We start from the raw sequence: 26598 nt of genomic DNA, 5'->3' as shown, positions 1-26598 counted from the left end.
AAACCTGCCTGCTATCAATATGGCAAGCTTACTTAGTATATTTTCAATTATCGAAAAGTCAATGTCATTATTCTTTTTTTAAGTAAAGATATTCGAAGCAGTGATTTACAATCTTCATTTCCGGTAAAACACGATAGTCAGAACATGCATGTGAATAAAATCAGTGGCACCGAAGGCTATGCCGAGATGGCTGTTTGTCTGGTGCAGCAGTGGCAGGAAATTTCCTTTCAAGAACACCACGCCATGGTCTTGCACTTGTTACCAGCAGCGCCCTGTCATGTACTGGATATAGGTTCAGGCATAGGCAAGGATGCGGCGGTGTTTGCTGCCATGGGACATAGCGTAGTCGCGGTAGAGCCAACGCGGGAGTTGCGCTTGCCGGGCATAGCGCTGCATGATTCACCCCGCATTACGTGGCTGGATGACAGCCTGCCAGACTTGTCGAGGCTGTGCGCCATGAATCAGACTTTCGACCTCATCATGCTGAGTGCTGTGTGGATGCATCTTGATGCAGCACAACGCCAGCAGGCCATGCCCAGACTGGCAGCTTTGATGAATGCATCTGCGACCCTGATACTGTCGCTGCGTCACGGCCCTGTCCCTGCCGGGCGACGCTTGTTTGATGTCAGCGCAGCAGAGACCATAGAACTGGCTGCTCTGCAAAGCCTGGAACCCATCTTGAATGTACAGACGGCATCAATACAAAAACTGAACCAGCAAAACGGGGTGACCTGGACGCGACTGGCTTTTCGCCAGGCCTTGTCATAGTAGGAAAAATACATATCACATTGACCATATTTATCTTTTGTGAAACACTGTCCTGCATTGACAAGCCCCATTCAGATTCACTCCATGGCAAACCCGCCCCCCATCGTTCTACCGCAACTCATGATCCAGCAACGCTGCGCTTCCCGCATCATCTTGCGCGGGCTGAATAATCCACGCGGCATCAAGCTCAAGCAGGATGGCAGCCTGCTGCTGGTAGAAGCAGGCAGCGGCGATGCTGAACAAGTTTTTTCTGGCCGTCTATTGCAGTTCAAACAGGATGCAGAAGCTGAGTATGTGAAACGGGAAGTACTCGCTGATGGCTTTCGCTCCATGAATATGCAGTCACGCATGTGCAGGGATGAAATATTTGGCCTGGCGGATATCGCTTATGGTGGTGGTCGCTGGCTGCTGAGCCAGACAGACTATGTAGCCGGTTCACGCATCCTGGATTTGACTACCCTGCCACCGCAAGCTGTATTCCACAGTAGCGGCAACCTGAATGCGCTGTGCTATCACCCGCAAAGACAAAGTTGGCTGACCGTGAAGCCTGATACCAATCAGGCCATAGAGTTTGTAGATGACCAAGCAGAAGCTGTAGTTGGTGTGCTGCCAGATTTGTCTGGTGGTCAGCATGCTGTGCCGGTGACGGTGATTCTTGATCAAAGCTGGCGACCATCGAGTGGCAGCCAGCCAGTACTGATCTCCCTGTTCTCAGGCGAATTGCAGGACGATGCTGGCAAGACGGGTATTAACTTTGAGAAGGGTGTCAGTAAAATCGTCAGGCTCGATCTTGATACAGGTGAAGTCAGCACCGTAATCACAGGCCTGACACTGGCCACAGGTATGGCTTTTACTGAACAAGGGCAATTGCTGGTGCTGGAATTATGCGATGATTTTTTAGAGCCCATGCCAGTAGATGAAATACCGCAAACCGCCTGGCATGGTGGCTTCAAACGTTATTCTGGCCGCCTGCTTTGCTTTGATCTGGACAAGCGCACAGTGACTTGTCTTGCAAGGCACCTGGATACTCCATCGAATTTATGCGTGGCAGGCAATACAGTATTCATCAGCGAAGGCATGGGTCTACCCGGCCGCCCCATCACCAATGCGGATGGAGAAACCGTGGCACTGGAAGGCTATGTGCGTAAATTGATCCTGCCCGAAAACTAAATCAAGCCGCTTGCAGGCGCGCAGTCAGTTCAGCCAGCTTATCCGGGAAAGGTGCTTGTGCCACCCACTCTGCAGGGTCACCTTCTTTTTGCCAGGCAAAGCCGACCACCGCCATGACATCGCCTGCCTTGCTGAGCAAGGGAATAGCGATCGCCGCCTGGGCACCAACAGCCTTGGCACCGGGACGGATATTGCCGCTTTTATCGTCTTGCAGATTGCAGGTCTGCACAGGGGCTTTACTCAGCTGCGCCGCACCCGCCATGCCCTTGCCATGGCTGACATGGGCGACGATGGCGAGTACGGGTTCTGGTATGCGCAAGGCGGCACTCAGGTATAAATCTTCTCCGCGCTGTATATGGATAGTACCGGCGGCAGCGTCCAGATTGGCGATGCTGGCTTCCAGCCATTGCTGGTGTTCATTATTTTTTTCAAACATATTGAATCTCCTTTGTGTATTAATGTTGCACTTGCTGCGGCTCTTGCAACAGTTCTTGCCAGTTCAAGTCTTTCGCTGCCGTTATCAGATTCTGTTGCTGGCATAAATTGCGAATTTTGCTGTCATGTGCAGGCAGGCTCTTGGCGATAGCCAACCGCTCTGCCATGCTGCCTTGCTCCAGCGCGCGCAACAATTCAGCCTCACCTACAGCATCAAGTTGTGGTGCTACGCAACGCCATAGCTCGGGGCTGATGGCGCGCCCTGCAGCCCAGCGTTCATGCGCCAGGTCGATCAGGATGCGTGCCAGGGCTGGATTATTTCTTTGTTCCAGTCCTTGCACTGGCCACAAGGGACTATCGAGAAAAAAGCATTTGACGACCATCTGGTTCCAGGCTGCCTCATCAAATGCCTGCATGGGATAAGGATTACGATGCGCCATCGCTTCAAAGATAGGGCGCATGCTGGAGCGTATGGCTTCACGGGCCCGGTGTTCTATCGCACTGGCTGCGGGATACAAGGGAAAGCCGGAATACAGGGCAATCAATTCATTGATTTCAGCACTGTCAGCGATGCTGTCAAGCTGGCTGGCAAATTGCGCCTCATCACCGGCATAGCTGGCGAGTATGAAAGCAACCCTGGCAGCGATATCGGTACTCCAGCCTGAAGGATCGAAACCGGGACGCAGTAAATTCGCCGCCGCCAGTTCATCGTTGCTTAAATTCAAATCTAGTTTGCCCAGCTTGCGCGAAGCCATGCCCATGGCACGGTAGACATCACGCTCCTGCTTTGCCGTACTGATTTGCTGGCATTGCAGGCGAAACCACAGCAAGGCTTCGGGTGAGCTGCGCGCGGCGATCCAGATATCGAGTTGCGACAGGGCTGAGGCGGTTGGGGTAAGTGCCTGCATTTCTTCTAAGGATGGATGTCTCATGATGGCAGCCTTCAAATGATGGATCAGGTTCCGGGAATGACACGTTGCAAAACCCTGGTCATGACAAAGGCACACAGGCAAAACGTTACGGCAGCAACACCACCACCGGCGATGGCTATCACCAGCGCATCCAGCAAGGAAGTTGCCGCAATCAATTGCGCCACAGCCTTGGGTACCGCACCCGCGATATGACGGGTGATCAGCAAGCGCACAGCAATAATGTCAGCCATGATCAGGGCCAGCAACATCAATAAAGCCAGGCCACCATCAGCCCAACTGGTGACAGAGCGGCTGCCATACAAAAGTACGGGCAGGGCCAGTATCAGCAAGGGCCACAGACTGCCCAGGCGATTCAGGCTCTCTTGTTTTGCTGCATAAGTCAGCCCGACCACATGCGCCCAGATAGCGAGTGCCGCCAGCACCACGGTGGTATTCACCAGCACGGTATTTGTCAAAGGCAGGCTGCTGCCAGCATTAAGCAAATTATCATCGGCCACGTTACCGGTGATAACCATGGCACTGGCCGCGGCTGCAAAATACACGAGAGCGCGGCACAGACCCATGATCAGCGGACTAAGCGGATTCCCCTTGTGCCAGACGTTGTACAGCAAGATGGTGGCTGCCAGTGCGCAACCGCAAACGATGGCCCAGGTGCCGTAGTAACTGAGTATGGCAATGCCCGCAACCTGCAAGACAAAGCCGATGGCAAACACTGCCCTGGCGCTGATCTGGCCTGAAGGAATGGGTCGCCCTGGTCTTTCACGAGCATCGATTTCGCGGTCAAAGGCATCATTCAGATACATGCCCGCGCAGTAAAAAAAAGAAATCGCCAGCATGACCAATAAGGTATGCATAAGGGACAAGGAGCGGCCAGTAATGCTGCCAGCAACGATGGCACCCGCCAGCACATTGGTCCATACCGTAGGCAGGTTGGACACCCGGCCCAGCCGCAAATAAATACCCATGCGGCTGTTGTTCATCACTAAAGTATTCATGTCAGCAGTTCTTTCATGATAAAGCTCAGCTCACGCGCAATCGCGTGGGCTTTGGATTCAGTTTTTAAATGTGCGGGCAAGACATCCCAGGTATAGGTTTCGACTTCAAGATGACCGGAAAGATCTTGCCTGCGCAAAGCTTGCAGAGTCGCCAGCAAATCAGTCCTGGTTGAACCCAGTGTTGAACTCAATTGCTCTTCACTGTCCCAGAATATCGGTACATGGCAGTGCACACGCCATTCACCATCAGCCTGACCAGCCTGATAAGCAGCCAGCGCAGCAGGCAGGTCGGTATAGCGCTGCAAGCTATCCTGATTCTGGACCACGACCTGGTGCAAATACACGCCATCATCAAAACGCCGCAGTTCATTCACCATGTCAGCATGCATGACAGGGATGCGCAAGGCGCAGGACAACTGTATCTTGGGTATGCGTATGCCCAGATCGGTCAAAGTTTGCATTGCACTGACAGGATCTTCAAATTCGACAGCCGCATGGCAAACGTCATAGCAGACACCCAGATGACGGCGCATCAGACGGGCGGCTTGCGCTTCTGTACAGGTGCATAATTCTGCCAGCTTGCTTATACTGTCCTGTGCCCACAACTGGCCACAAAAAAAGGCCGTGGTCTCAGCCATGGTTTCAAGAAAGCAGCAAGGTTCTGGTTCCAATGCCAGGGCTATGCATTTTTCACTTTGTTGTTCCAACTGGGCCAGCATGGCAACCGCCTCTATGAGCTGATCGACAATTTGCTGCTGCGCATACTCTGTTTGCGTTTCAGATTTGAATGCACCGGGGACAGTGGAAATACTGCCCTCCATACCGTCAGGCAAGAGCTGGCTCAAAATCAATGCGCATTGCCTGGTATAGCGCAAGCGCTCTTCATCGCGCCAGTCAGGCAGATAGACTTGTTCTTTCACTCTGACCGTATGAAATGGTCCATAAGGAAAGGCGTTGATGGTGAATACATAGGCATCCAGCCTTTGCAGTTGCGCCTTGAATTCTTGCAAGACTACAGGCCTGGCCAGACTATCGGCAGCGATGGCTGACAGGCGCAAACCTATGCCAAAAGCTTGGCCATCAACAAGCTCCAATTTCTTCCTGAGTACTGGAATAGTTTCATCCAGGCTGACCACTACTTCATCCCAGCTTTCGCCCGCATGTATATTCGTGCAGTAAGTCAAATGCACGTTTTGCGGTGGCAGGGATAATTGCATGTCAGCCTCTTCTTCAACTCAACATGCCAGCCATGGCAGGCTGTAAATCTGCAGTCGAATTTACATGCAGATTTTGCAGCCAGTCTATCGCTGAGCGCACCCGTTCTGCATCCATTTCATGCACTTCAACACCACTGCCTATGGCCGCCAGCAGGGTGATGGTTAACTCCCCCCCAAGATGTTCACGGAATTCTTTGAGGCCCTGTAGAACCAGTAATTCACTTTGCGCATCTTGCGCCAGTAATTGTGGATGCCACAAATCAAAACCCAGTTGCGTCAGCAAATGATGGATGCGCGCGTCTTCACCGGCGGGCAACAAACCCGCCAGGCAGGAATAACGCGCATCCAGCGCCAGACCTATGGCAACCGCCTCGCCATGCGATAAAGCATGTGCAGTCAGACGCTCAAGCTTGTGAGCAACCCAGTGTCCATAATCCAGTGGCCGCGCCGAGCCGCTTTCAAAAGGGTCACCGCCATGCGCAATCTGGTGCATGTGCAGACTCGCGGATCGGGCAATGACGGCATTCAACACTACGCTGTCAAATGCCGCAAGCGCGGACAACTGCTTTTCCATCATCAGGAAAAATGCATGGTCACGTATCAGGGCAACCTTGACGGCCTCTGCCAGCCCCGCACGCTTTTCACGGGCGGGCAAGATATCAATAAAGCGCGCATCATTGACGACAGCCCAGGGCGGCGCAAAGGTGCCGATGAGATTTTTTTGTCCCTGCCAGTTAACCGCATTTTTGACACCCACACCACTATCATCCTGCGCCAGCACGGTAGTCGGGAAGCGTATATGCCGCACGCCGCGATGAAAGATCGCCGAGGCATAGCCCACCGCATCCAGCACGGCCCCACCGCCGATGGCAATGGAATAGGAATGCCGGTCTATCGCGCGTTCAGATAGCGCCTGCAATAGCCTTTCCACCAGGGCAGGATCATTCTTGCAGGCCTCGCCACCGGGCATCATGAAGATGTCACCGATCAATTCCATGGCTTCATGATGGAAGCGCATATAAGTCCTGATTTGCTCGGCAAGGCCGGGCATGGCCCTGGCTACACCTTCATCCAGGAAAATGGCAATGCGATGGCAGCGTTGCGGTTCACGCAACGTGATCACTGCACGAAAATCGGGATTGGCAATATCAAAGGCATCGCGGGTCGATACCACAGGGAAGGAATAATCGACGCGTACATGTTGCTGTTGCCAGGTACCACGCAAGGCTGCTGGTGCTGTCACCTCCAGATCGGGCAAGCTGTTCAGTTCAGCCAATTTCACGATAAATCCTCTCCATGGGTATCCATTTCCAGTTTGCTGTCGTGCCTGAATGCGCCTTGCTGAAAATGATTATAAAACTGATATGCATTTATTTGCAAATTTACAAATCCGCCAAACAACAAACTTGATTCCCCAATAGCAGATGTCACAGACTTAATTGCAATATACGAACGCAAATATTGAAACATTATTGCAAATTAATCAATGCTTATTTTGAAACAAATGCTTAAATACTCACCCTCAGTGAAATTAATTAAAAAGAAACATTTATTCATTAAACTGTGGTTGCAATTAACTGCAGGTTAAGATGATAATCAGGCAACAAGCTAATCTGGATCCCGCGGCTTCCACGTATGCGCCTTTGCACAAATCATGTTTTTCACTTTAGCGAATGACAAAAGACAGCCCCATGCAAGCCTTGCTGATATTGAATATAGTTGGACTGACACCGCGCCTGCTGGGGGCATATACTCCCAGGCTCAAAGCCTTTGTTGAGCAAGGCAAACTGCTGCCTTTACAAACGGTGACGCCCGCCGTCACCTGTACTGTGCAGGCAACACTGATGACGGGACTGGCACCACAGCAACATGGCATAGTCGGCAATGGCTGGCTGTTCCGCGACCTGGCAGAAATCTGGTTCTGGCGACAATCCAATAAGCTCGTGGCGGGAGAAAAAATCTGGGAAGCGGGCAAGGCGCGTGACCCCAAGTTCACTTGCGCGAATTTGTGCTGGTGGTACAACATGGCATCCAGCCATGATTACGGCATTACCCCTCGCCCTATCTACAAGGCGGATGGCCGCAAGCTGCCGGACTGCTATACGACTCCGCCAGACTGGCGCGCAGAACTGACAAAAAAACTGGGGGCTTTCCCCTTGTTCCAATTCTGGGGACCGGCTACTACGATCAAATCCAGCCGCTGGATAGCCGATGCCGCCAAACTGGCGATCAGCGATAAAGACCCAACCCTGACCATGGTGTACCTGCCGCATCTGGACTATGACTTGCAAAGGCACGGGCCAGACCTGACTAATACCGCAGTACAACAGTCGCTGCGTGAAATTGATGAAGTGGCTGGTGATCTCATTGCCCATGCGCAACAGGCTGGCCGTCGCGTCATGGTCTTGTCTGAATATGGCATTACTGCCGTTGACCAACCTGTGCACCTGAACCGCATCTTGCGCGAAGCAGGCTACCTGGTCGTGCGTGAAGAAGATGGTGCTGAATTGCTGGACCCTATCGCCTCCAGTGCTTATGCCGTGGCAGATCATCAGTTTGCCCATGTGTATATTTCCAGGCCGGAACTGATCGCCCCCGTGCGCAGGTTGCTCAGCAATGTCGCTGGCGTGGAAACAATCTGGGCTGGTAGCGATCGGGCAGAGATAGGACTGGATCATCCGCGTTCTGGTGAACTGGTGGTGATGGCAGACAAGCGCTCGTGGTTCACTTACTATTACTGGCAAGACGATGCACTCGCGCCCGATTTTGCACGCACGGTAGAAATACACCGCAAACCCGGCTATGACCCGGCTGAGCTGTTTGTCGATAAGAATATCCGCTTCCCCAAACTGGCAGTGGCATGGCGGCTGGGCAAGCGCATGCTGGGCTTCCGCAGCCTGATGAACGTCATTGGCCTCGATGCCAGCCTGGTCAAAGGCTCGCATGGCAGGCCGGTGGATGATGTGGCCGATGGTCCTTTGCTGATACTGGATAAGGTTGTGGCAGATGACAGGAATGATGTCCATGCAGCAGATATCAAGGACATCGCTTTAAAAATCATGTTTGAAGATCATGTTTGAAAATACGACTCAGGAGCAGGCAAATGAACGAGAATGGAACGAACCCAGGTAATTACCCAGGCAACTTCGTCGCCGACAGCACGATAGTCGATGAAATGTTTTCTGACCGTGCAGTGACCTGCCCCTGCTGCAATGGCACGATCACGCCCCAGATGCTGCAAAACCTGCTTGCCCAGGCCGGGCAACTGCAACAGGGGCAGGCAGCATTCCGTCAATTGCCCAGCGGTGGCAATGGCATGATGATAGACCCGCATGCACACATGATCGCCCGCACTACCGATGATTATGAAGCCATGGCCAGGGCCGGTATTGTCGCTGTCATAGAACCGGCTTTCTGGCTGGGGCAATTGCGTACCAATGTAGGCAGTTTCATCGATTATTTTTCTACCATCACCGGCTTTGAGCGTTTTCGCGCCGGGCAGTTTGGCATACGCCATTATTGCGCAATCGGCCTCAACCCCAAAGAAGCGAATAACCCGGCACTGGCAGAAGCGGTGCTCGACATCATGCCACGCTATCTCGGCAAGGAAGGTGTGGTGGCACTCGGTGAAATTGGCTACGACGAGCAGACCGAACTTGAAGACAAAGCCCTGCGTACACAAATCGCCATGGCGCTGGAATTTGAACTGCCCATCATGATACACACGCCACACCGTGACAAGAAACGCGGCACCACCCGAACCATGGATGTGCTAGAGGAATGTGGCTTTGATCCGGCCCGTTGCGTCATCGATCATAACAATGAAGAAACCGTGCAAGAGGTACTGGACCGCGGCTATTGGTGCGCCTTCACGATTTACCCATCCACCAAGATGGGTAATGAAAGGCTGTCTGACATCGTCAAGCAGTATGGCCCTGAACGCATCATCGTCAACTCTGCCTGTGACTGGGGCGTGTCTGACCCACTGGCTGTACCCAAATCAGCCCGCCTGATGGCCAGCCGTGGCATCTCTGCCGAAGTCATCCACAAAGTGGTGTATGCCAATGCCTTGTCCGTCTACGGTCTGAACCAGGAAATGCAGGAAGCCCACTGGTGCCAGCCAGCCAGGATAGACCAGCGCACCCTGTATAGTGGCAATTCAGTCTTGCGCGGACAAACACCGAGGGTAGATGAAGAGGTGTTGAATCCGGATATTATTCGCTGAGCAATCCGGGAGCTCGCCGTCTGCTTAATTCGATTTGCCGCCAGTAACGCTGATTACTGGTTAAAATACTTGAACTTGAGACCAACCAGACGACCAGCTCCCATGTTGAAATGGCTTAAAAACACTTTTTCAAAGTCAACAGAATCTTCCCAACAACAGCCTGTAGAAGCCGTTACTGAGCAACGTGCGCCGGCATCTGCGCCCGCACCCCCAACCGGACAAAACACCCCAGTTGCATCGACGACTACTGTCATGCTGGCAGACGAGCAGAATGCCATTGCTATTGCTTATCAAAAACTGGGACTGGATCCGGCAGAAAACCTGCCCGTCAATATCCTTGCTGACAGACTGTATGAGAGATTGCTCTTGCCAGATGCCGAAGCGCTGTACCGCCTGGTCTTGCAAGCCAGACCAGAGTCGCTGGAAACCTGGATCAATCTGGGCCTGACACTGGATGGCCAGTCACGCTTTGCCGAATCCGTGCAGTGTTACCAGCACGTTATTGCCCAGCAAGCGGACCATACCATTGCCTGCTTCAATCTTGCTGTCAGCCTCTCACTCATGGGCAAAAATTCCGAGGCAGAACAGGCGTACTCGCATGCGCTGGAAATCAACCCGAAATTGACGCATGCGCACTTCAATCTTGGCCTGCTATTGCAACAACGTGACGATCTTGCCGGGGCAGTACGACATTACGAAGAATTACTTAAACTGGACACCCAGCACTACTACGGCTATTGCAACCTGGGCATGATACATGCGAGCCAGGGACGCATGACAGAGGCAGAATCCTGTTTCCAAAAAGCGATTGCCGCGCAACCTGAATTGGTGAATGCCGATTTTTTCCTGATCAACCTGTATCAGCAGCTGGGCAGGCAGGCCGATGCTGAAACCTTGCTGCAAAATCTCTGCCAACGCCAACCGGATAATGCCAGTGCCCGTGACAGTCTGCTGAACCTGTATATGCAACAACGGCGTTTTGCTGATGCGGCAAACATCTACAGGCAGATGATCAGCCAGGCACCGGCTGAACCGCTTCATCACTATAACCTTGCGGTTGTACTCAAGGAACAGGGCCTGGTTGAGGATGCCATACAACATTATCAGCAGGCAATACAACTCAAACCAGATTTCACAGAAGCACATGGCAATCTTGGCGTGATTTTGCAGGCGCAGGGCAAATTAAAAGAGGCGCAAGCCAGCTATCAGCGCAGTCTCGAATGCAATCCTTGCTTCAGTATCGCCCTGAACAATCTTGCCCATATTTACAGCGGTACCGGACAGGTCGCCCAGGCAGAAGCAAATTACCGCAAAGCGCTCGCGCTTGAACCTGGCAATGCAGATCATCATGGCAATCTGGGGCGTTTGCTATCCGAACAAAAACGCTATGCGGAAGCTGAGGCCTGTTATCAGCAGGCACTCAAACTCAATCCCGATTCCTTCACTGTCCTGCATGACTATGGCAAGTTGCATATGTTGTTTAGCCGGTTTACCGCGGCACACAAGTGCTTTCAACAGGCGATCAAGCTCAAGCCAGATTTTGCCGATGTATATAACAGCCTGGGTGCCCTGTTTGATGACCAGGGCATGATCGCCGAAGCGGTGGATGCTTATCGCCTTGCGCTGGAATACCGCCCGAATTTTTCTGAAGCCTATGGCAATCTGCTATTCGCCCTGAACTATCACCCTGACCTGAGTGCAGAAGAAATTTTTGCTGCTTACCGTGAATATGAACAGCGCTTTGCGGCGCCGCTATATCAATTGCAGCGCCCTCATACAAATAGCAAGACAGCTGATCGTCGCCTGAAAATAGGCTATGTCTCACCTGATTTGCGCCAGCATCCGGTACAGTATTTTCTTGAGCCACTGCTCGCTCATCACGACAAGAGCAAATTCGAGATTTATGCCTATTCTGAACTCCAGACTGAAGATGCTGTATCCGCACGCTATCGCGGCTATGCCGATCATTGGGTACCGACTTCACATTTAAGTGATGACGTACTGGCAGACCAAATCCGTGCTGATGGCATAGACATACTGATAGACCTGGCCGGGCACACTGGCAATAACCGTCTGCGGGTGTTCGCCCGCAAACCGGCACCGGTATCCCTGTCCTGGCTCGGTTATGGCTACACGACCGGTTTGCAGGCCATCGATTATTTTCTGGCAGACTCATGCACGGCCCCGCACCGGACAGAAGCCCTGTTTGCAGAAAAAATCTGGCGTGTCGATAGCCCCGTATTTGCCTACCGGCCCAAGGATGGCATGGGTCCAGTCTCTACCCTGCCAGCTCTGAAAAATGGCTATATCACGCTAGGCACACTAAGCCGTGCAGTACGCATCAATCACAAAGTCATGCATGCCTGGGCAAAAATATTGCAACGACTGCCAAATGCCAGGCTGGTGATAGACAGCAGCAACTTCAGTGATGCTGCCATGCGCACCGCCTTTGAAGATAAATTTGCGGCGCTGGGCATAAGCAAAAATCGCCTGCAGATAGGCGTCCATAGCCCGCCATGGGATGTACTAAGGGGGATAGACATAGGCCTGGATTGCTTCCCGCATAATTCTGGCACAACCCTGTTTGAAACCCTGTATATGGGTGTGCCCTTTGTGACCCTGCTGGGTCGCCCCGGCGTTGGTGGTATAGGCAGCAGCATACTGGAAGGCCTGGGACGACCAGAATGGATAGCCCGTACAGAAGATGAGTATGTAGAAAAAGTCGTCAGCCTGGCATCCAATCCAGACTATCTGAACACCTTGCGTTTGAGCCAGCGCAGCCAGATGCAAAACAGCAAGCTCATGGATGAACCCGGTTTTTGCCGCAAGCTGGAAGCAGCTTACCGCGCCATGTGGCAAACCTGGTGTGAAAAATAAGGCCTGTCTTAATTTAAGAGGCTGTTGCGAAATTAAGGTGGCCAGGCGTCGCCGACGCAGACAGTACTTCAGTACGGCAAGGAGGCGCAACAACGCCAGGTTAATTTCGCAACAGCCTCTAAGCCTTAATGATGAAATCCATCGCAATATCATGCGGCTCTGAGGCAAATTCAGCCTCAGTGCAGGCGTAGGCGATACCTATCGCCGTAGGACGTGGGCTGGCTGCCAGAGTACGGTCATAAAAACCACCGCCATAGCCCAGCCTATAGCCTGCTTTATTCCAGCCCAGGCAGGGAATAATCAGGACCGGCGGTTGGCTGACCAGTCTGCCATGCGCGGGGATGGCGATACCGTAGCTATCGACCGTCATGCTATCTCCTGCTTGCCAGTCAAGAAAACTCAAAGCCATGTCCTTGCCTGTCACCAGTGGCAAGGCCAGGTGCAAGCCGCTATCCAGCAATTGCTGGTAACAGGGGCGCAAATCCGGTTCAGCCTGTATAGGCCAATATACCCCCAGGCTGGCTGGCTTGTTTTGCCTGTACCATGCAAGTAATTGTCTTCCGATCTCAGTATCCAGCGCCAGTTTTTGATCTGCCGTCATATCCTGGCGCTTTTTGCGTAAAAGCTTGCGCAATTCAGAGCGACTTTGCGCTGTTTCAACGATGACTTTGTGTTCGCTATTCTTGGGCTGTGTCATACTGTCAGAAATGTAATCTCAAACTGTTAAAAGATGTCTGTGAAAAAAAGTTTAGCTGGTCTTAGCCTGATGATCTTAGCAGGTTTCGCAACAAGTCCTTTCGCCTACGCAGCACCGGCGAAGAGGAGCCTGATTGCCAATGATGATGACCGCTTCATGGCCTTGCGCGATGCGGCTTTCCATGATGATGCCGCCAGTGCCGAGCAATATGCTGCGACATTGAAGAATTATGACATCCCTTCCTATGTCGATTATTACCGCATACGGGCGCGCCTGGTAAAAACCAGCAATAACGAATTCCGTGAATTTATTAGCAAGTATGAAGGTAGCGCGATTGCTGACCGGCTGCGTAATGACTGGTTGTTATTGCTGGGCAGACGCGGTGAGTGGGACTTGTTCGATCAGCAATACCCGCAATTTGTCGTTGCTGATGACAATCAGTTGCGCTGCTATTCCCTGCTATCGAAAGCCATGAAGCAACAGAAAGTGGCGACCGAAGCACGCAACTTGCTCAATAGCCCACGCGATTATGGCGAAGGCTGTCATGCCCTGGTAACTTATCTGGCCACAACTGGACAATTCAACCAGTATGATTTGTGGGCGCAAATGCGCATGGCAGCAGAAAACGGTGCCACACCATTGGCGCAACGTATGGGCAAACTGCTCAATGTGCCAGAAAAACAAGTCGCAGAAGTCATCGACAAACCCGCTGGCCTGTTGAAAAAAGCACCCGATGCCGGACATGCTGCGCATGAGCTCTACCTGATTGCCCTTGGTCGCCTGGCAAAAACTGATCATGAACAGGCTGCGGCTACACTAAGTCGTCATGCAGCCCTGTTCACTGATAATGAACGCGCCTTGGGCTGGGCCCAGATCGCAATGCAGGCTGCCTTGAAACTGGAGCCAGAAGCATTAGGCTATTGGCAAAAAAGCGAAGCTGCCCCCTTAACGGTGGAGGCTTACCAATGGCGTACCCGCACGGCCTTGCGTGAACTTGACTGGAAGCTGGTGAAATCCAGTATCACCGCCATGCCTGCCAGCCTGAAAAGCGATCCAACCTGGGTTTATTGGTATGGCCGTGCCCTGAAGGCAGAAGGCAAGAACGAAGAAGCGCGCGCGCAGTTTGCCAGCATCGCCGATCAGTTGCATTTCTATGGCCAGCTCGCGCTCGAAGAGCAGGGTCAAAAAATAGGTTTGCCAGCGACCGTCAAGCCATTGACGCCAGAAGAACTGGCACCAATGGAAAGAAACCCCAACCTACAAAGGGCGTTGAGGTTTTACACCATGAATTTGCGCTTTGAAGGTACGCGTGAATGGAATTGGGAATTACGCAAGATGAGCGAGCGCCAGCATCTGGCGGCAGCTGAACTGGCAAGACAAAACAATTTGCTCGACCGCATGGTCAATACTTCTGACCGCACCAAGGGTGAACTGGATTTCAGCCAGCGCTATCCTACCCCGTTCAACGACAGTATGTACAAGACTACCCAGGCACTTGGTATGGACATGGCCTGGGTGTATGGCTTGATACGCCAGGAATCACGCTTCATCATGAATGCCAAATCGCATGTGGGGGCCTCTGGTCTCATGCAATTGATGCCGGCAACAGCACGTTATGTAGCCAAGAAAATTGGCCTGGGTAATTTTGTGCCCAACCAGGTCAATGATGTAGAAACCAATATTGCCCTGGGCACAAATTATCTGAACATGGTCTTGACTGACCTGGGTGGCTCGCAAGCATTGGCATCAGCTGCCTATAATGCTGGCCCTGGCCGTCCGCGCGCCTGGCGTTCCAAGCTCAGCAAGCCGGTGGAGGGAGCTATTTTTGCCGAGACGATTCCTTTCAACGAAACCCGAGGATATGTCAAAAACGTCTTGTCGAATGCGACTTACTACGCCGCCCTGTTCGAGAAAAAACCGCAATCACTGAAGACACGCCTGGGCGTCGTCGTGCCCAAGGGCATGACTGCTGGCGACCCTGATCTTCCTTAATTTTCAAGTGTAGACATCATGCAAGATACAGAAATGCAACCTGCCCTGGCCGCCATGCTGGATCAGCACCGTGCTGGTTTGCGCCTGGTGATAGGGAATAAAAATTACTCGTCCTGGTCCATGCGCCCCTGGGTGCTGATGAAGGCATTTGGCATCCCCTTTGAAGAAATACGCATACTGCTGAACCAGCCAGACACCACCAACCGCATTGCCGAATATTCTGCCGCTGGTCGCGTGCCTGTCTTGCTGGCGGGTGAAATCACGATATGGGATTCATTGGCGATTTGCGAATACCTGGCCGAACAATTTTCCATACTCAACCTATGGCCGGAAGATGTGGCAGCAAGAGCGACTGCACGCAGCATTTGTGCCGAAATGCATTCCGGTTTTTCTTCGCTGCGCTTTGACATGCCCATGAATATCCGCGCCGACCTGTTTGGCAAGGGACGTACCATAGGTTCACAGGCAGACATAGGGCGCATCAGTGAAATCTGGGAAGATTGCCTGGCCCTGTATGGAGCGCATGAATTCCTGTTTGGTGCATTCTCTATCGCCGATGCATTCTATGCTCCAGTCGTGATGCGCTTCCGCACCTATGGTGTATCGCTGGCACCGGCCCTGCAAGCCTATGCTGACCGCGTCATCGCCCACCCTGCAGTAGCCCTGTGGGTCAGGGAAGCCTTAATGGAAACTGAAAACATGCCCGGCCATGACAGCCGCCATGGTGATTGAGCGCTAGCTCTGCAAAGACATAGATGAAGACATACATCGTAGGCGGTGCCGTGCGCGATGCCTTGCTGGGCTTCCCTGTACAAGACCGTGATTTTGTCGTGGTTGGTGCCACACCTGAAGACATGCTGGCAAAAGGATTCCTGCCGGTTGGCAAGGACTTCCCGGTATTTCTGCACCCCAAAACCCATGAAGAATATGCCCTGGCCCGCACCGAACGCAAGACCGCTGCCGGTTACAAGGGTTTTGTATTTCATACCGATGCGGAAGTCACGCTGGAACAGGATCTGATACGGCGCGACCTCAGCATCAATGCCGTGGCCCAGGATGATGATGGCAATATCATCGACCCTTACGGCGGCTTGCAGGATCTGAAGAACCGCGTATTCCGTCATGTATCAATGGCGTTTTGCGAAGACCCGGTACGCATCTTGCGCCTGGCCCGCTTCGCTGCCCGTTTTGCCACGCCACCAAATGATTTCAGCGTAGCACAAGAAACTACCGCGCTGATGCAAACCATGGTAACTGCCGGTGAAGTCGATGCCCTCGTGGCAGAACGCGTATGGCAAGAAATTTCACGTGGCTTGATGGAAGCACGTCCTTCACGCATGTTTGAAGTCTTGCGCAGTTGCGGTGCGCTGCAAAGGCTGTTGCCTGAGCTTGATGTCTTATGGACTATCCCCGCAGCAAATCACTCCAGCAAGGCTGAACAATTGATGAGCTTGCTGGATGCCACGGCACAAACAGGCCAACCCTTGACGACACGCTATGCCGTGTTATTGCATGACCTGCTTGCTGTTCAAACGGACGGACAAGTTATCATTGCACAGGAAAAACAGCGCATGGCACTGGCCGATGCCATCAGCCAGCGACTGAAAGTGCCGGCAGAATGCCGCGACCTCGCTGTCATGCTGGCGCGTGAGCATTTGCGTATTAAAGATGCCGCATCACTGTCCGCTGCTGACGTCATAGATTTGCTGGGACGCTGCGATGCTTACCGCAAGCCCCAGCGCTTCCATGAATTATTAAGTGCCGTAGCTTGCCTGTATGCTCAGGCAGACACTGCATATGTGCCACAAATCCAACTCAGCAAAGCGCTGGAAGTGGCACAGCAAGTCAATGGGGGTGAGATAGCCAACCTGCATGTCAATAATCCAGCACAGATTCCCGTGGAGATACGGGCAGCCAGGATTGCAGCGCTAGGGGCCAAAAACAGTTAAATTCAGTTAAATTTAGTTAAAATGAAGAGAATAGAAGTTTTATTCTCAAAACTTGGGCTTTTCTGGAATAATCCGCATAGATCAACTACAATGCATTGTGCACTGCACAAAAAGGCTACCCATAAGGAGCTGCTATGAATGCGTCAGATATTTTTCCAGAAGATCCCAATCACTTGTTAGATTCAGCAAAAAAATCATCCAAATCCACAGTTTTCGTCAAAGAACTGTCAGAAAAGGACAGGCATCGCATCATGAAACACTTTCTTGGCCTTGAAGAAAGTGACCGCTTACTGCGTTTCGGTACTTACTTGCCGGATGCGATGATAGAAAAATATGTAGACGGTATCGATTTCTCCCGCGACAAGGTATTTGGCGTCATCAGCCATCATTTCCGCATTGTCGGCGTCGGCCACCTGGCCTATGCCCCACGCGCAGAAGATGACGAGGCTACAGACAAAGACAAAGTCGCCGAATTTGGCGTTTCCGTCTCCAGTTCTGCCCGTGGCAAAGGCATAGGTTCCAAACTGTTTGAACGCGGCGCCATCCACTGTCGCAATGACGATGTTGACACCCTGTACATGCATTGCCTGTCATCGAACCAAACCATGATACACATCGCCAAAAAAGCCGGCATGGAAATCCACCGCGCCTACGGCGAAGCCGACGCCTACCTCAAACTCATGCCAGCAGACGCCGCCAGCGTACTCAAGGAAGCCATGCAAGAACAGGTAGCAGCGATTGATTACAGCATCAAGGCAAATACCCGCGCTGCTGCCAAATGGTTGAGTAATTTGCCTGGGATGAAGGATAGTTCTAAGTAGTTACTTTAAAGTTCAGACGTTTCGACTTAGAGACATGATACGGGGAGAGAAGGTAAAACCTTGATTTCCTCTGCATATCAATCGTCGATTGACTTCAATATCAAAAGATCTGATTACAAGTCGTATTGACGTTGCTTTTGACTTTTGCAGTTCCCATGTGTCGACGCCGTTTGTGCGGTACAGAAAATGGAAATAGAAGAGCCGCTGTTTGAGGTGTAGCAGGGGTTTCGGGCAGCATGCTGCCCGCCTGCGTAACGGCTAATCGCTTGCAAGCGATTGTGCGCCCTGCAAGGGAAGCGAGTTTCGGGTCTTCCCATTTTTTGTGCTGCACAAACGGGAACCCCCTTTAGGGGGCGACGACGCCTGGGTCGCCTTTCTTTGAATACGTTCTTTGGCGACGCAAAGAAAGTATTTCGGCTGCCGGGCCGAGAACCGGCTTGTGTCTACGAAGAGCAAGCGTTTTAATCAAAGTACGGCAAGGCAATGAACGCCACTAGGCTCCTGCCTTCGCAGGAGCGACGATGTAAAGGCCAGTTATATTAAAACGACCTAGTTAAAACGACCCAGTCAGCGTACTCTCACCCTTACGTCCCAACCACCACCGGCAATGCCGTCGTATCCTTAATCTGCTGCAAGGCAAAACTAGACTTCACATCCAGCACAGCAGGATGACGCAACAGCGTCTCCATCATAAAACGTGAAAAGTGATTCATGTCTTCCACATGCACACGCAAGAGATAATCCATTTCTCCCGTCATCGCATAACAGGCCACCACCTCAGGCCACTGCCCTACCGAGGCCGAAAAATCATCGCGCGGTGAGCGCGAAGCACCCTTGCCAGGATTATCGCTATGCTTTTCCAGGCGCACATTGACATAAGCGAGCAAACCCAGGCCTATCTTGGCCGGTTCCAGCAAGGCAACATATTTGCGGATGACACCGCTATCTTCCAGGCGCTTGATGCGCCGCAAACAAGGGGAAGGTGAGAGATTGACACGCTCTGCCACTTCCTGATTGGTCAGCCTGCCATCGGCCTGCAAAATCGCCAGTATCTTGCGGTCTATCTTATCCAGTTCAACTCCAAGCATAATCTGCTCCATACTAAATAAATTAAGCAATATTATTGCTCAAATTGATAATCCATTGGGTTATTTTGCAATTATATGGCGCGTTTTGCAGACTATACTGAGAACTTGAGCTACATCAAAACCAGCCCTAAAAGCGGAAGATGCAGCAAACACTGATGATCACACTGAGGAGACAGGCATGACTTTCCAAACTTGGGAAAACCCTATGGGTACTGATGGCTTTGAGTTTATCGAGTACGCAGCACCCGATCCAAAAGCACTGGGCGAATTATTCGTCACCATGGGTTTCACAGCGATAGCCAAGCACCGCACCAAGGATGTGACTCTGTTCCGCCAGGGTGGTGTGAACTTCATCATCAATGCAGAACCAGATTCTTTCGCACAAAAATTTGCCCGCAAACATGGTCAATCCGTTTGCGCATTCGCTTTCCGCGTCAAGGATGCCAACGCTGCCTACAAGCGCGCGCTGGAACTGGGTGCCTGGGGTTTTGACAATAAAACCGGCCCTATGGAATTGAATATCCCTGCCATCAAAGGCATTGGTGATTCCCTGATTTATTTCGTTGACCGCTGGCATGGCAAAGATGGTGCAGATGCAGGTGCCATCGGCAATATCAGTATCTATGATGCTGACTTCGTGGCACTGCCAGGTGTGGATTCCAATCCTGTCGGCAAGGGCCTGACTTATATCGATCATCTGACCCACAATGTACACCGTGGCCGCATGAAAGAATGGGCAGATTTCTATGAAACCCTGTTCAACTTCCGCGAAATCCGTTACTTCGATATCGCTGGCAAACACACAGGCCTGAAGTCCAAAGCCATGACTTCACCTTGCGGCAAAATCCGTATTCCTATCAATGAATCCTCGGATGACAAATCCCAGATCGCTGAATACCTGGACCTGTACCACGGCGAAGGCGTGCAACATATCGCCATGGGTACAGACAATATCTATGACACAGTAAGCGGCATGAAAGCCAATGGCGTGGTATTCCAGGACACCATAGAAACTTACTATGATCTGGTTGACCGCCGCCTGCCTGGCCATGGTGAAAACCTGGAAGAATTGCGCAAGCTGCGCATCCTGGTTGATGGCAAGAGCACAGAAACATCACGTGAATTGCTGCTGCAGATTTTCACGACCACAGTCATCGGCCCTATCTTCTTTGAAATCATCCAGCGCAAGGGCGATCAGGGTTTTGGCGAAGGTAATTTCCGCGCCCTGTTTGAATCTATTGAGCTTGATCAGATCCGTCGTGGCGTCATCAAAGACGAAACAACTGCCTGATTTCCGTCAACAGCTAATGGAGATATGAGAGAGGCTGGCCATCATCTTGATGCCGGCCTTTTTCACTGAAAAAATATGGATACTATCGATACTTCCGCTGCTACTGTCAGCAACGACGATTTCCTCGCCACCGTTGCCGAAAAATCCAATGGCGCAGCCCTGCGCGGCAATTATGAAAAAGCCGACGATCAATACGTAGTCGAGCAAGATTGGGCTGCCTATACAGAAGAAGAACACGCCCTGTGGCGCAAGCTCTACCAGCGCCAGATGGAACTCTTGCCTGGCCGTGCCTGCGACGAGTTCATAGAAGCACTGCACAAGATGGATGCTTCTGGCGGCATCCCGAAGTTTGAGCGCACTTCAGAGGAGTTGTTTGCTGCTACTGGCTGGCGCATCGTTGCCGTGCCCGGACTGATCCCTGAACTGACTTTCTTTGAACACCTGGCCAACCGCCGCTTCCCCATTACCGTATGGTTGCGTAAGCCTGAGGAGTTCAATTACATCGTCGAGCCCGATGTCTTCCACGATTATTTCGGTCATGTGCCGCTGCTGTTCAATCCTGTCTTTGCCAACTATATGCAGCTGTATGGCAAGGGGGGCTTGAAGGCGATGAAGCTGGGTGGTCTGGATTATCTGGCACGTCTGTACTGGTACACGGTAGAGTTTGGCCTGATCAAGACGGACAAGGGTTTGCGCATCTATGGCGCGGGCATCCTGTCATCAGGCGGTGAAGTCGAGTACTGCCTGAAACCGGGCACGCCTTCACGCCATATCCATCTTGAAATAGAACGCTGCCTGCAAACCCTGTACAAGATAGACAGCTTCCAGGAAACTTATTTTGTCATCGACAATTTCCAGCAATTGTTTGATGGCACGGCACCGGATTTCACGCCTTATTATGAGCGTCTGAAACAACTCGATGCCTTGCCAGCCAATACCTTGTTGCCGGGTGAAGTTGAATTGCTGCCGTAATTCTGGATTGATATTAAAAAATGAAATGGGAGCATCAGGTGATGCTCCCATTTTTATTTTTGCGCAGTAACGGTATTTGATACGCGCGTCCACACCTGGGTACGACCATTTTCTGGCTTGTCCTTGTATGCGGTAACTTCCAGCTCAGTCTGGCTCAGCATGCGCATCTGGCAAGCATAGGTCTGGCCATCGGCACGGTTAAAAATCTTGCCTGACCAGGTATCGGCCTTGGCTGGCGTAAAACCTTCCATGATGGTCTTGCCCAGCACAGGTATCGCAGGCACGGACGTTGCGGTAGCGCCCATGGCAGCCATGTTGCTGACATTGCCCATATCATTGACCTTGCTGACTTTGCCGCACAAAGCCTCACCACAATTGCTGATCTGCACTTCCAGGCTGCCACTTTGCGTGAGCCAGGTACCGGCGACTGCGCCAGCCTTGCTGCTGGCATGATGATTGGCCTGGATTTCAGCTTCCACAGGTGCCAGGTAGTAATCAGACAAACCAGCCTGCTGCGCCTGGGCAGACCAGGCGCTCATCAATGCAGCGGCGAAAGTGGTAATAACGATCATTTGCTTTTTCATGTCAGTTCTCCTTGAGTTGTAGAGGCGATGAATTCATCACGGCAATGTCATTAGACAGGCGCAAGGTATCTGGCAGATGTCAGGGAATGCCATATTTGCATCTGACTATGTGTCAACGGCACTCAGATACACTGGGATACAAAAGATTTTGTCTCAGCCACGATTTAAGCTATAAAGCACTATGAAATGAATCATCAAAAATGCGCATCAAGAATGAGCAACCAGTCCACAACCAGCCCAGAACATGGAAAACACTGAATCCCCGGATCACATCCTCATCGTTGATGATGATGCAGAAATACGCGAACTGACTGCCCTGTACCTGCGCAAGAATGGCAACAAGGTCAGTACGGCGGCAGGTGGCAAGCAAATGCGCGCTTTGCTCGAAGGCAATGCCATCGACCTCATCGTGCTCGATATCATGATGCCGGGTGAAGATGGTTTAAGCCTGTGCCGTGAATTGCGTTCCAGCCCACATAAAGTCATTCCCATACTTTTTCTGACTGCACGCGCAGAAGAAACCGATCGTGTGGTCGGACTGGAGATGGGTGCCGACGATTACCTGACCAAGCCCTTTGCCGCCAGGGAATTGCTGGCACGCATCAAAGCAGTCTTGCGCCGCACGCGCATGCTGCCACCCAAGCTGCGCGAACAAAAACCACCCGCCATGCTGCAATTTGGTGAATGGCAACTCGATACCCTGGCGCGTCATCTGCTTGATAAAGATGCTGTCATGGTCACACTTAGCGGTGCTGAATACCGCTTGCTGCAAGTCTTTGTCGAGCACCCGCAAAGAGTATTAAATCGTGACCAGTTACTGAACCTGACCCAGGGTCGCGATGCCGACTTGTTCGAGCGCTCCATCGACTTGCTGGTCAGCCGCCTGCGCCAGCATTTGCGTGATGATGCGCGTGAGCCGCGTTATATCAAAACCGTCCGCAGCGAAGGTTATGTATTTTGTGCGCAAGTCACGGCAGCAGAGGAGCCCTGATGCACATTATAGAAAGCCCGCACTGGCCGCACACCCTGTTTGGCCGCCTGTGCCTGATCTTGCTCAGTGCCCTGCTAATGGCGTATGCACTCTCGTTTGCCTCGTCGCAATGGGACAAGATGCAGGTCAGGAAAAATCACATGGTCTACTCGGTAGGCAAGGATGTCGCCAATGCGATTTCCTTCCTCGATCGCCTGCCAGTCAGTGAACGTCGGGCCTGGCTGGATAAACTGGCCCGCAATAACTATGAATATACTTTGCAGGCCGCCCCCGCAGATGCCAGGGACAACATAGACCTCGACATTGCCAACGAGGCGATAGAGGCCATCAAAAACAACCTCGAACATCAGGCAAAGATCAGGATCAGCGTACGCATGGAAGCTGATAAAAAAATCCTGCAATTGCATCTGGCCTTAAGTGATGGCACGCCGATCACCGTGCGCCTGACTGCAACACCTTACACCATACAATGGAGCATGTTCTCACTGCTCTGCGTACAGCTTGCCATTATCATGCTGGCTGCCTGGCTGGCCGTCAGGACGGCGACGCGCCCGCTGGCCATGCTGGCTGAAGCAGCCGACGCCATGGTAAAACCAGGTGCCAGGCCACAGTTTCCTGCCCGTGCCCCGCGAGAAGTATTCCGTGCTGCTACCGCCTTCCAGAACATGCAAGAACGCATAGACACCTACCTGGCTGAGCGCATGCAAATCCTGGCCTCCATCACTCACGACCTGCAAACCCCCATCACCCGCCTGCGCCTGCGCACAGAACTGATGGACGACGATACCCATCGGGATAAGATGCAGGCTGACCTGCAAGCCATGCAAAAACTGGTAGAGCAAGGTCTGGCCTACGCCAAGGTACAAAATCAATTGCAAGCCGATCAAGAAGCCAGCAGCAAGATCAAGCTCGACGCCCTGGCAGGCAGCCTGGTACAAGACTATTGCGACACCGGCCAGCAAGTCGGCCTGCGTGGCAATAGCAGCCAGATAATACAAACCCGCCCCCTGGCCCTCTCCCGCCTGCTCGGCAACCTCATCGACAATGCCCTGAAATTTGGCAGCGAAGTGGAGGTTATCCTGGGCAGCGATATGCAGTGTGCAGTCATCACCGTGCAGGATCGCGGTCCCGGAATCCCCGAAGACAAGTGGAACGCCATCATGCAACCCTTCGTACGACTCGAATCTTCCCGCAACCGAGATACTGGCGGTGCAGGTCTTGGACTCGCGATCGTGGCGCAACTAGCGTTGCAACTGCATGCCGAAATACGGTTTGCCAATCGTGAAGGCGGGGGTCTGGCGGTAAGTGTCCGGTTGCCTTTGCAGGTTGGGGTGGAGTAAATCGATTGAACGGTTGAGTATGAAGAATATAAGCTACGGTCGTTGTGACGTTGCTGTTGCTGTTGAATTTGCGGTTGCTTTTGACTTTTGCCGTTCCCATGTGTAGCCGCCGTTTGTGCTGTACAGAAAATGGAAAGAGAAAGGCCGATGTCTGAGCGTAGCGAGTTTCGGGCATTTCCCATTTTTTGTACTGCACAAACGGGCACCCCGAAGGGGCGACGACGCCTGGGTCGCCTTTCTTTGAATTCTTTCTTTGGCGACGCAAAGAAAGAATTTCGGCTGCCGGGCCGAGACCCGGCTTGTATCCACGAAGGGCAATCGTTTTAGTCAGAGTACGACATCAACAAACGACACTGCATACCACGAACGCCACTGGATTCCTGCATACGCAGGAATGACGCTAATTTTATTGCCGCCAAATTGAAGGTTAGCAGCCAGGTCGGTACAATAAAGCCGCTAAGCTAAGTCCATCTGCATCAACATACCAAGATGCCCATCACACCCTCCAATACTCCCCCTCCGCCCTCTCCATCAATCCATTCATAATAAACTCCCGCCGCAAGGTCGCAAAATCAGAATGAAACTGCAGCAAGAAGCTATTGATATCAGCCTCGACATAACGCCGATCAAACTGTAATTGGTCCACCAGCCAGCGCAAGATTACCAGTCGCTTTTTACGCTGCTCAGGAATACTCACCAGGCGCCCGTTCTTGACGAAAGACTTCATCACCCGTTCAGCCTCAACTTCGGTAGACTGCAAATCCAGCATGATCTGGGAAGCATCCCAGTTCGCCTTGAAACGCTCGGTGCGGCTGGATTGCAGACGTTGCTGCGCCAGACTAAGCCAGTTTGCGCTGCCGTAACCCTGCACCAGATCACGCCCGATAGAGTCCCAATATTCAGCAGCGGCACTGACACCCAGCGCCTGCAAATAATCACTGGTGACGACCAAATACTGACGACGGTAAGGCAGCAAATAACCGGCTTCATTCGCCTGCAATTGTTCTTGCGCTTCAGCATAGCTGGCATACCAGTGATTGATGAAGACAGACACTTCGGGACCGTGCCAGAAGTCCCCCATGTCTTCACCAGGTTTGACTTCGCCACCGAGGACGATGCGGGCATGTTCCCAGTTCTGGAAACCGGTATCGGCAGCAGCCAGGTTCATGCAGTGCTTGAGTTGCCAGCTCTCGGGGATTTCCCAGTTGCGCTGGCGGCTTAAGATCAGGGCGCGTTTGCTGGCTGCGGTATTGCATGTCTCCAGCAGTTTTTGCAATAAACGGGCGCGGGTTTTGATTTCTGTAGTAAGTGCGTTCATGCTGCAGCTCCAGTCAATATGGGCTGTTGCATGATGAACAAAGATAGGTAGTGCGACGATAACATGATGAACTCCAGTTCGCTTATCGACGACCCGCTGACGTCAAACGAAACATGGCAATTATCACATTAATCTGGATGTGCATTTGCAGGGTGAGAGCCTCTTGTGCGGGAAGGCGCCCCTTAGCACCTGCCGCAATTGTAGGCTCGGATCCAAACTTCGTCAACTCCAGTTAAACACGCTATCACTAATGCAAGGCTGGCAAACTGGCGAGGGATACCCCCAGGACTATCAGCACAGCGCCTATGAACCGATTCAATATCACTTGCTGCCTGAGCATGCTGGCACGAAGACGGTTATCTGAAAAGAACAGGGCAACCAGGCTGAACCATATCCAGTGTGCGACAGACATGAACAAGCCATAGCCAAATTGTGCCAGCAGGCTGGTATCGATTTGCACGACCTGGGTGTAAGTACTCAGGACAAATAAAGTAGTTTTTGGGTTAAAGGCATTGGTCATGAAACCAGCACGCAAGGCCGCCAGATTATTCAAGGACTGCTCCGCTCCGGCCTCTGCATTCACGACGGCGCGGGCAAAAATAGTCTGGTAGCCAATATAAATCAAGTAAATCGCACCGATGATCTTGATGGCGAAATACAGGCTGGGGGATTTGGCAATCAGCAGCCCCACACCCAGCATGGTGTACATGACATGTACCTGCACACCCAGTGCAATGCCGCTGGCGGCCAGCAAACCTGCACGGCGACCATACAGATAACTGTTCCTGGTGACCATGGCAAAGTCAGCTCCAGGGCTAATGACGGCCAGGATGGTGATGATGGCGACGGCAATGAGTTCTGTCATTTTCTTCCTCAAGATAAAGTATTCATTTGTGATCCGATTTGTGATGCACGATCACGTATGCACAGATTCTG

General features: G+C 52.2%; 23 protein-coding genes. 13 read left to right on the top strand and 10 right to left on the bottom strand.

The window, feature by feature from the left end; all coding sequences use genetic code 11:
* The first annotated feature begins 150 nt into the window (after nt 1–150).
* Together AC07OI_RS11160 and AC07OI_RS11155 are read left to right on the top strand one after the other, a co-directional pair.
* Nucleotides 151–768 carry a class I SAM-dependent methyltransferase gene (locus AC07OI_RS11160; RefSeq protein ID WP_495257265.1) on the top strand — a complete coding sequence of 206 codons (618 nt, stop codon included), beginning with the start codon at nt 151–153 and terminating at the stop codon, nt 766–768.
* An 84-nt stretch (nt 769–852) separates the two neighbouring features.
* Complete coding sequence (locus tag AC07OI_RS11155) at nt 853–1938, top strand: hypothetical protein (RefSeq protein WP_495257264.1); 1086 nt, start codon at nt 853–855, stop codon at nt 1936–1938.
* Between the two features lies 1 nt (nt 1939).
* On the opposite strand, the gene AC07OI_RS11150 is transcribed toward AC07OI_RS11155, so the two are convergent.
* The 5 genes from AC07OI_RS11150 to AC07OI_RS11130 are packed head-to-tail and all read right to left on the bottom strand — an operon-like array spanning nt 1940 to nt 6799.
* Nucleotides 1940–2374, bottom strand: a complete 435-nt coding sequence (locus tag AC07OI_RS11150; protein ID WP_495257263.1) for a GAF domain-containing protein — start codon at nt 2372–2374, stop codon at nt 1940–1942.
* A 19-nt stretch (nt 2375–2393) separates the two neighbouring features.
* Complete coding sequence (locus AC07OI_RS11145) at nt 2394–3305, bottom strand: EboA domain-containing protein (RefSeq protein WP_495257262.1); 912 nt, start codon at nt 3303–3305, stop codon at nt 2394–2396.
* A 23-nt stretch (nt 3306–3328) separates the two neighbouring features.
* Entirely contained in the window at nt 3329–4300 is a 972-nt protein-coding gene (locus tag AC07OI_RS11140) for a UbiA family prenyltransferase (protein WP_495257261.1), read from the bottom strand.
* Complete coding sequence (gene eboE / locus AC07OI_RS11135) at nt 4297–5517, bottom strand: metabolite traffic protein EboE (RefSeq protein ID WP_492702301.1); 1221 nt, start codon at nt 5515–5517, stop codon at nt 4297–4299. Before eboE ends, AC07OI_RS11140 begins: the two co-directional genes overlap by 4 nt.
* A gap of 13 nt (nt 5518–5530) precedes the next feature.
* Nucleotides 5531–6799, bottom strand: coding sequence for a 3-dehydroquinate synthase (locus AC07OI_RS11130; protein ID WP_495257260.1), 1269 nt, complete (start codon nt 6797–6799; stop codon nt 5531–5533).
* A 391-nt stretch (nt 6800–7190) separates the two neighbouring features.
* Between AC07OI_RS11130 and AC07OI_RS11125 the strand changes: the two genes are divergently transcribed.
* From AC07OI_RS11125 to AC07OI_RS11115, 3 genes are all read left to right on the top strand, one after another.
* A complete protein-coding gene (locus AC07OI_RS11125; RefSeq protein ID WP_495257259.1) occupies nt 7191–8597 on the top strand; it encodes an alkaline phosphatase family protein in 1407 nt (468 codons plus the stop codon).
* 23 nt (nt 8598–8620) lie between these two features.
* Nucleotides 8621–9742, top strand: a complete 1122-nt coding sequence (locus AC07OI_RS11120; RefSeq protein ID WP_495257258.1) for a TatD family hydrolase — start codon at nt 8621–8623, stop codon at nt 9740–9742.
* A gap of 102 nt (nt 9743–9844) precedes the next feature.
* Nucleotides 9845–12619, top strand: coding sequence for a tetratricopeptide repeat protein (locus AC07OI_RS11115; protein WP_495257257.1), 2775 nt, complete (start codon nt 9845–9847; stop codon nt 12617–12619).
* Nucleotides 12620–12737: 118 nt separating this feature from the next.
* On the opposite strand, the gene AC07OI_RS11110 is transcribed toward AC07OI_RS11115, so the two are convergent.
* Nucleotides 12738–13316, bottom strand: coding sequence for a 5-formyltetrahydrofolate cyclo-ligase (locus tag AC07OI_RS11110; protein WP_495257256.1), 579 nt, complete (start codon nt 13314–13316; stop codon nt 12738–12740).
* Between the two features lie 33 nt (nt 13317–13349).
* Between AC07OI_RS11110 and AC07OI_RS11105 the strand changes: the two genes are divergently transcribed.
* The 4 genes from AC07OI_RS11105 to AC07OI_RS11090 all read left to right on the top strand — a co-directional run bounded on the left by AC07OI_RS11105 (nt 13350) and on the right by AC07OI_RS11090 (nt 18078).
* On the top strand, nt 13350–15308 hold the full coding sequence (locus AC07OI_RS11105; RefSeq protein ID WP_495257255.1) for a lytic transglycosylase domain-containing protein: 1959 nt from the start codon (nt 13350–13352) through the stop codon (nt 15306–15308).
* 18 nt (nt 15309–15326) lie between these two features.
* Entirely contained in the window at nt 15327–16040 is a 714-nt protein-coding gene (locus tag AC07OI_RS11100; protein ID WP_492702315.1) for a glutathione S-transferase family protein, read from the top strand.
* A gap of 23 nt (nt 16041–16063) precedes the next feature.
* Entirely contained in the window at nt 16064–17257 is a 1194-nt protein-coding gene (locus tag AC07OI_RS11095; protein WP_495257254.1) for a multifunctional CCA addition/repair protein, read from the top strand.
* Nucleotides 17258–17391: 134 nt separating this feature from the next.
* Nucleotides 17392–18078 (top strand): GNAT family N-acetyltransferase, encoded by a 687-nt coding sequence (locus AC07OI_RS11090; RefSeq protein ID WP_492702319.1) that lies wholly within the window; start codon nt 17392–17394, stop codon nt 18076–18078.
* Nucleotides 18079–18662: 584 nt separating this feature from the next.
* On the opposite strand, the gene AC07OI_RS11085 is transcribed toward AC07OI_RS11090, so the two are convergent.
* Nucleotides 18663–19166 (bottom strand): Lrp/AsnC family transcriptional regulator, encoded by a 504-nt coding sequence (locus AC07OI_RS11085; RefSeq protein ID WP_495257253.1) that lies wholly within the window; start codon nt 19164–19166, stop codon nt 18663–18665.
* A 178-nt stretch (nt 19167–19344) separates the two neighbouring features.
* On the opposite strand from AC07OI_RS11085, the gene hppD reads away from it, so the two are divergent.
* Entirely contained in the window at nt 19345–20457 is a 1113-nt protein-coding gene (gene hppD, locus AC07OI_RS11080) for a 4-hydroxyphenylpyruvate dioxygenase (RefSeq protein ID WP_492702323.1), read from the top strand.
* Between the two features lie 75 nt (nt 20458–20532).
* Nucleotides 20533–21429 (top strand): phenylalanine 4-monooxygenase, encoded by an 897-nt coding sequence (gene phhA, locus AC07OI_RS11075; RefSeq protein ID WP_495257252.1) that lies wholly within the window; start codon nt 20533–20535, stop codon nt 21427–21429.
* Between the two features lie 53 nt (nt 21430–21482).
* Here the strand turns inward: phhA and AC07OI_RS11070 are convergent, their stop codons facing one another.
* A complete protein-coding gene (locus AC07OI_RS11070) occupies nt 21483–22013 on the bottom strand; it encodes a DUF2147 domain-containing protein (RefSeq protein WP_495257251.1) in 531 nt (176 codons plus the stop codon).
* A gap of 244 nt (nt 22014–22257) precedes the next feature.
* Here AC07OI_RS11070 and AC07OI_RS11065 point away from each other — a divergent pair, with 244 nt between their 5' ends.
* Nucleotides 22258–23004, top strand: a complete 747-nt coding sequence (locus AC07OI_RS11065; protein ID WP_495257250.1) for a response regulator — start codon at nt 22258–22260, stop codon at nt 23002–23004.
* Nucleotides 23004–24344: an ATP-binding protein gene (locus tag AC07OI_RS11060; RefSeq protein ID WP_495257249.1), complete on the top strand. Its 1341-nt coding sequence runs from the start codon at nt 23004–23006 to the stop codon at nt 24342–24344. Before AC07OI_RS11065 ends, AC07OI_RS11060 begins: the two co-directional genes overlap by 1 nt.
* Before the next feature lie 496 nt (nt 24345–24840).
* Here the strand turns inward: AC07OI_RS11060 and AC07OI_RS11055 are convergent, their stop codons facing one another.
* Together AC07OI_RS11055 and AC07OI_RS11050 are read right to left on the bottom strand one after the other, a co-directional pair.
* Nucleotides 24841–25662, bottom strand: a complete 822-nt coding sequence (locus AC07OI_RS11055) for a DUF2087 domain-containing protein (RefSeq protein WP_495257248.1) — start codon at nt 25660–25662, stop codon at nt 24841–24843.
* A gap of 247 nt (nt 25663–25909) precedes the next feature.
* Nucleotides 25910–26527, bottom strand: a complete 618-nt coding sequence (locus AC07OI_RS11050; protein WP_495257247.1) for a LysE family translocator — start codon at nt 26525–26527, stop codon at nt 25910–25912.
* Between the last annotated feature and the right edge of the window lie 71 nt (nt 26528–26598).

The organism is Undibacterium sp. GW821-FHT07F11, assembly GCF_059418665.1.
Note: the sequence above shows the minus strand (reverse complement) of the source record. Positions and strands in the feature narration are given on the sequence as shown.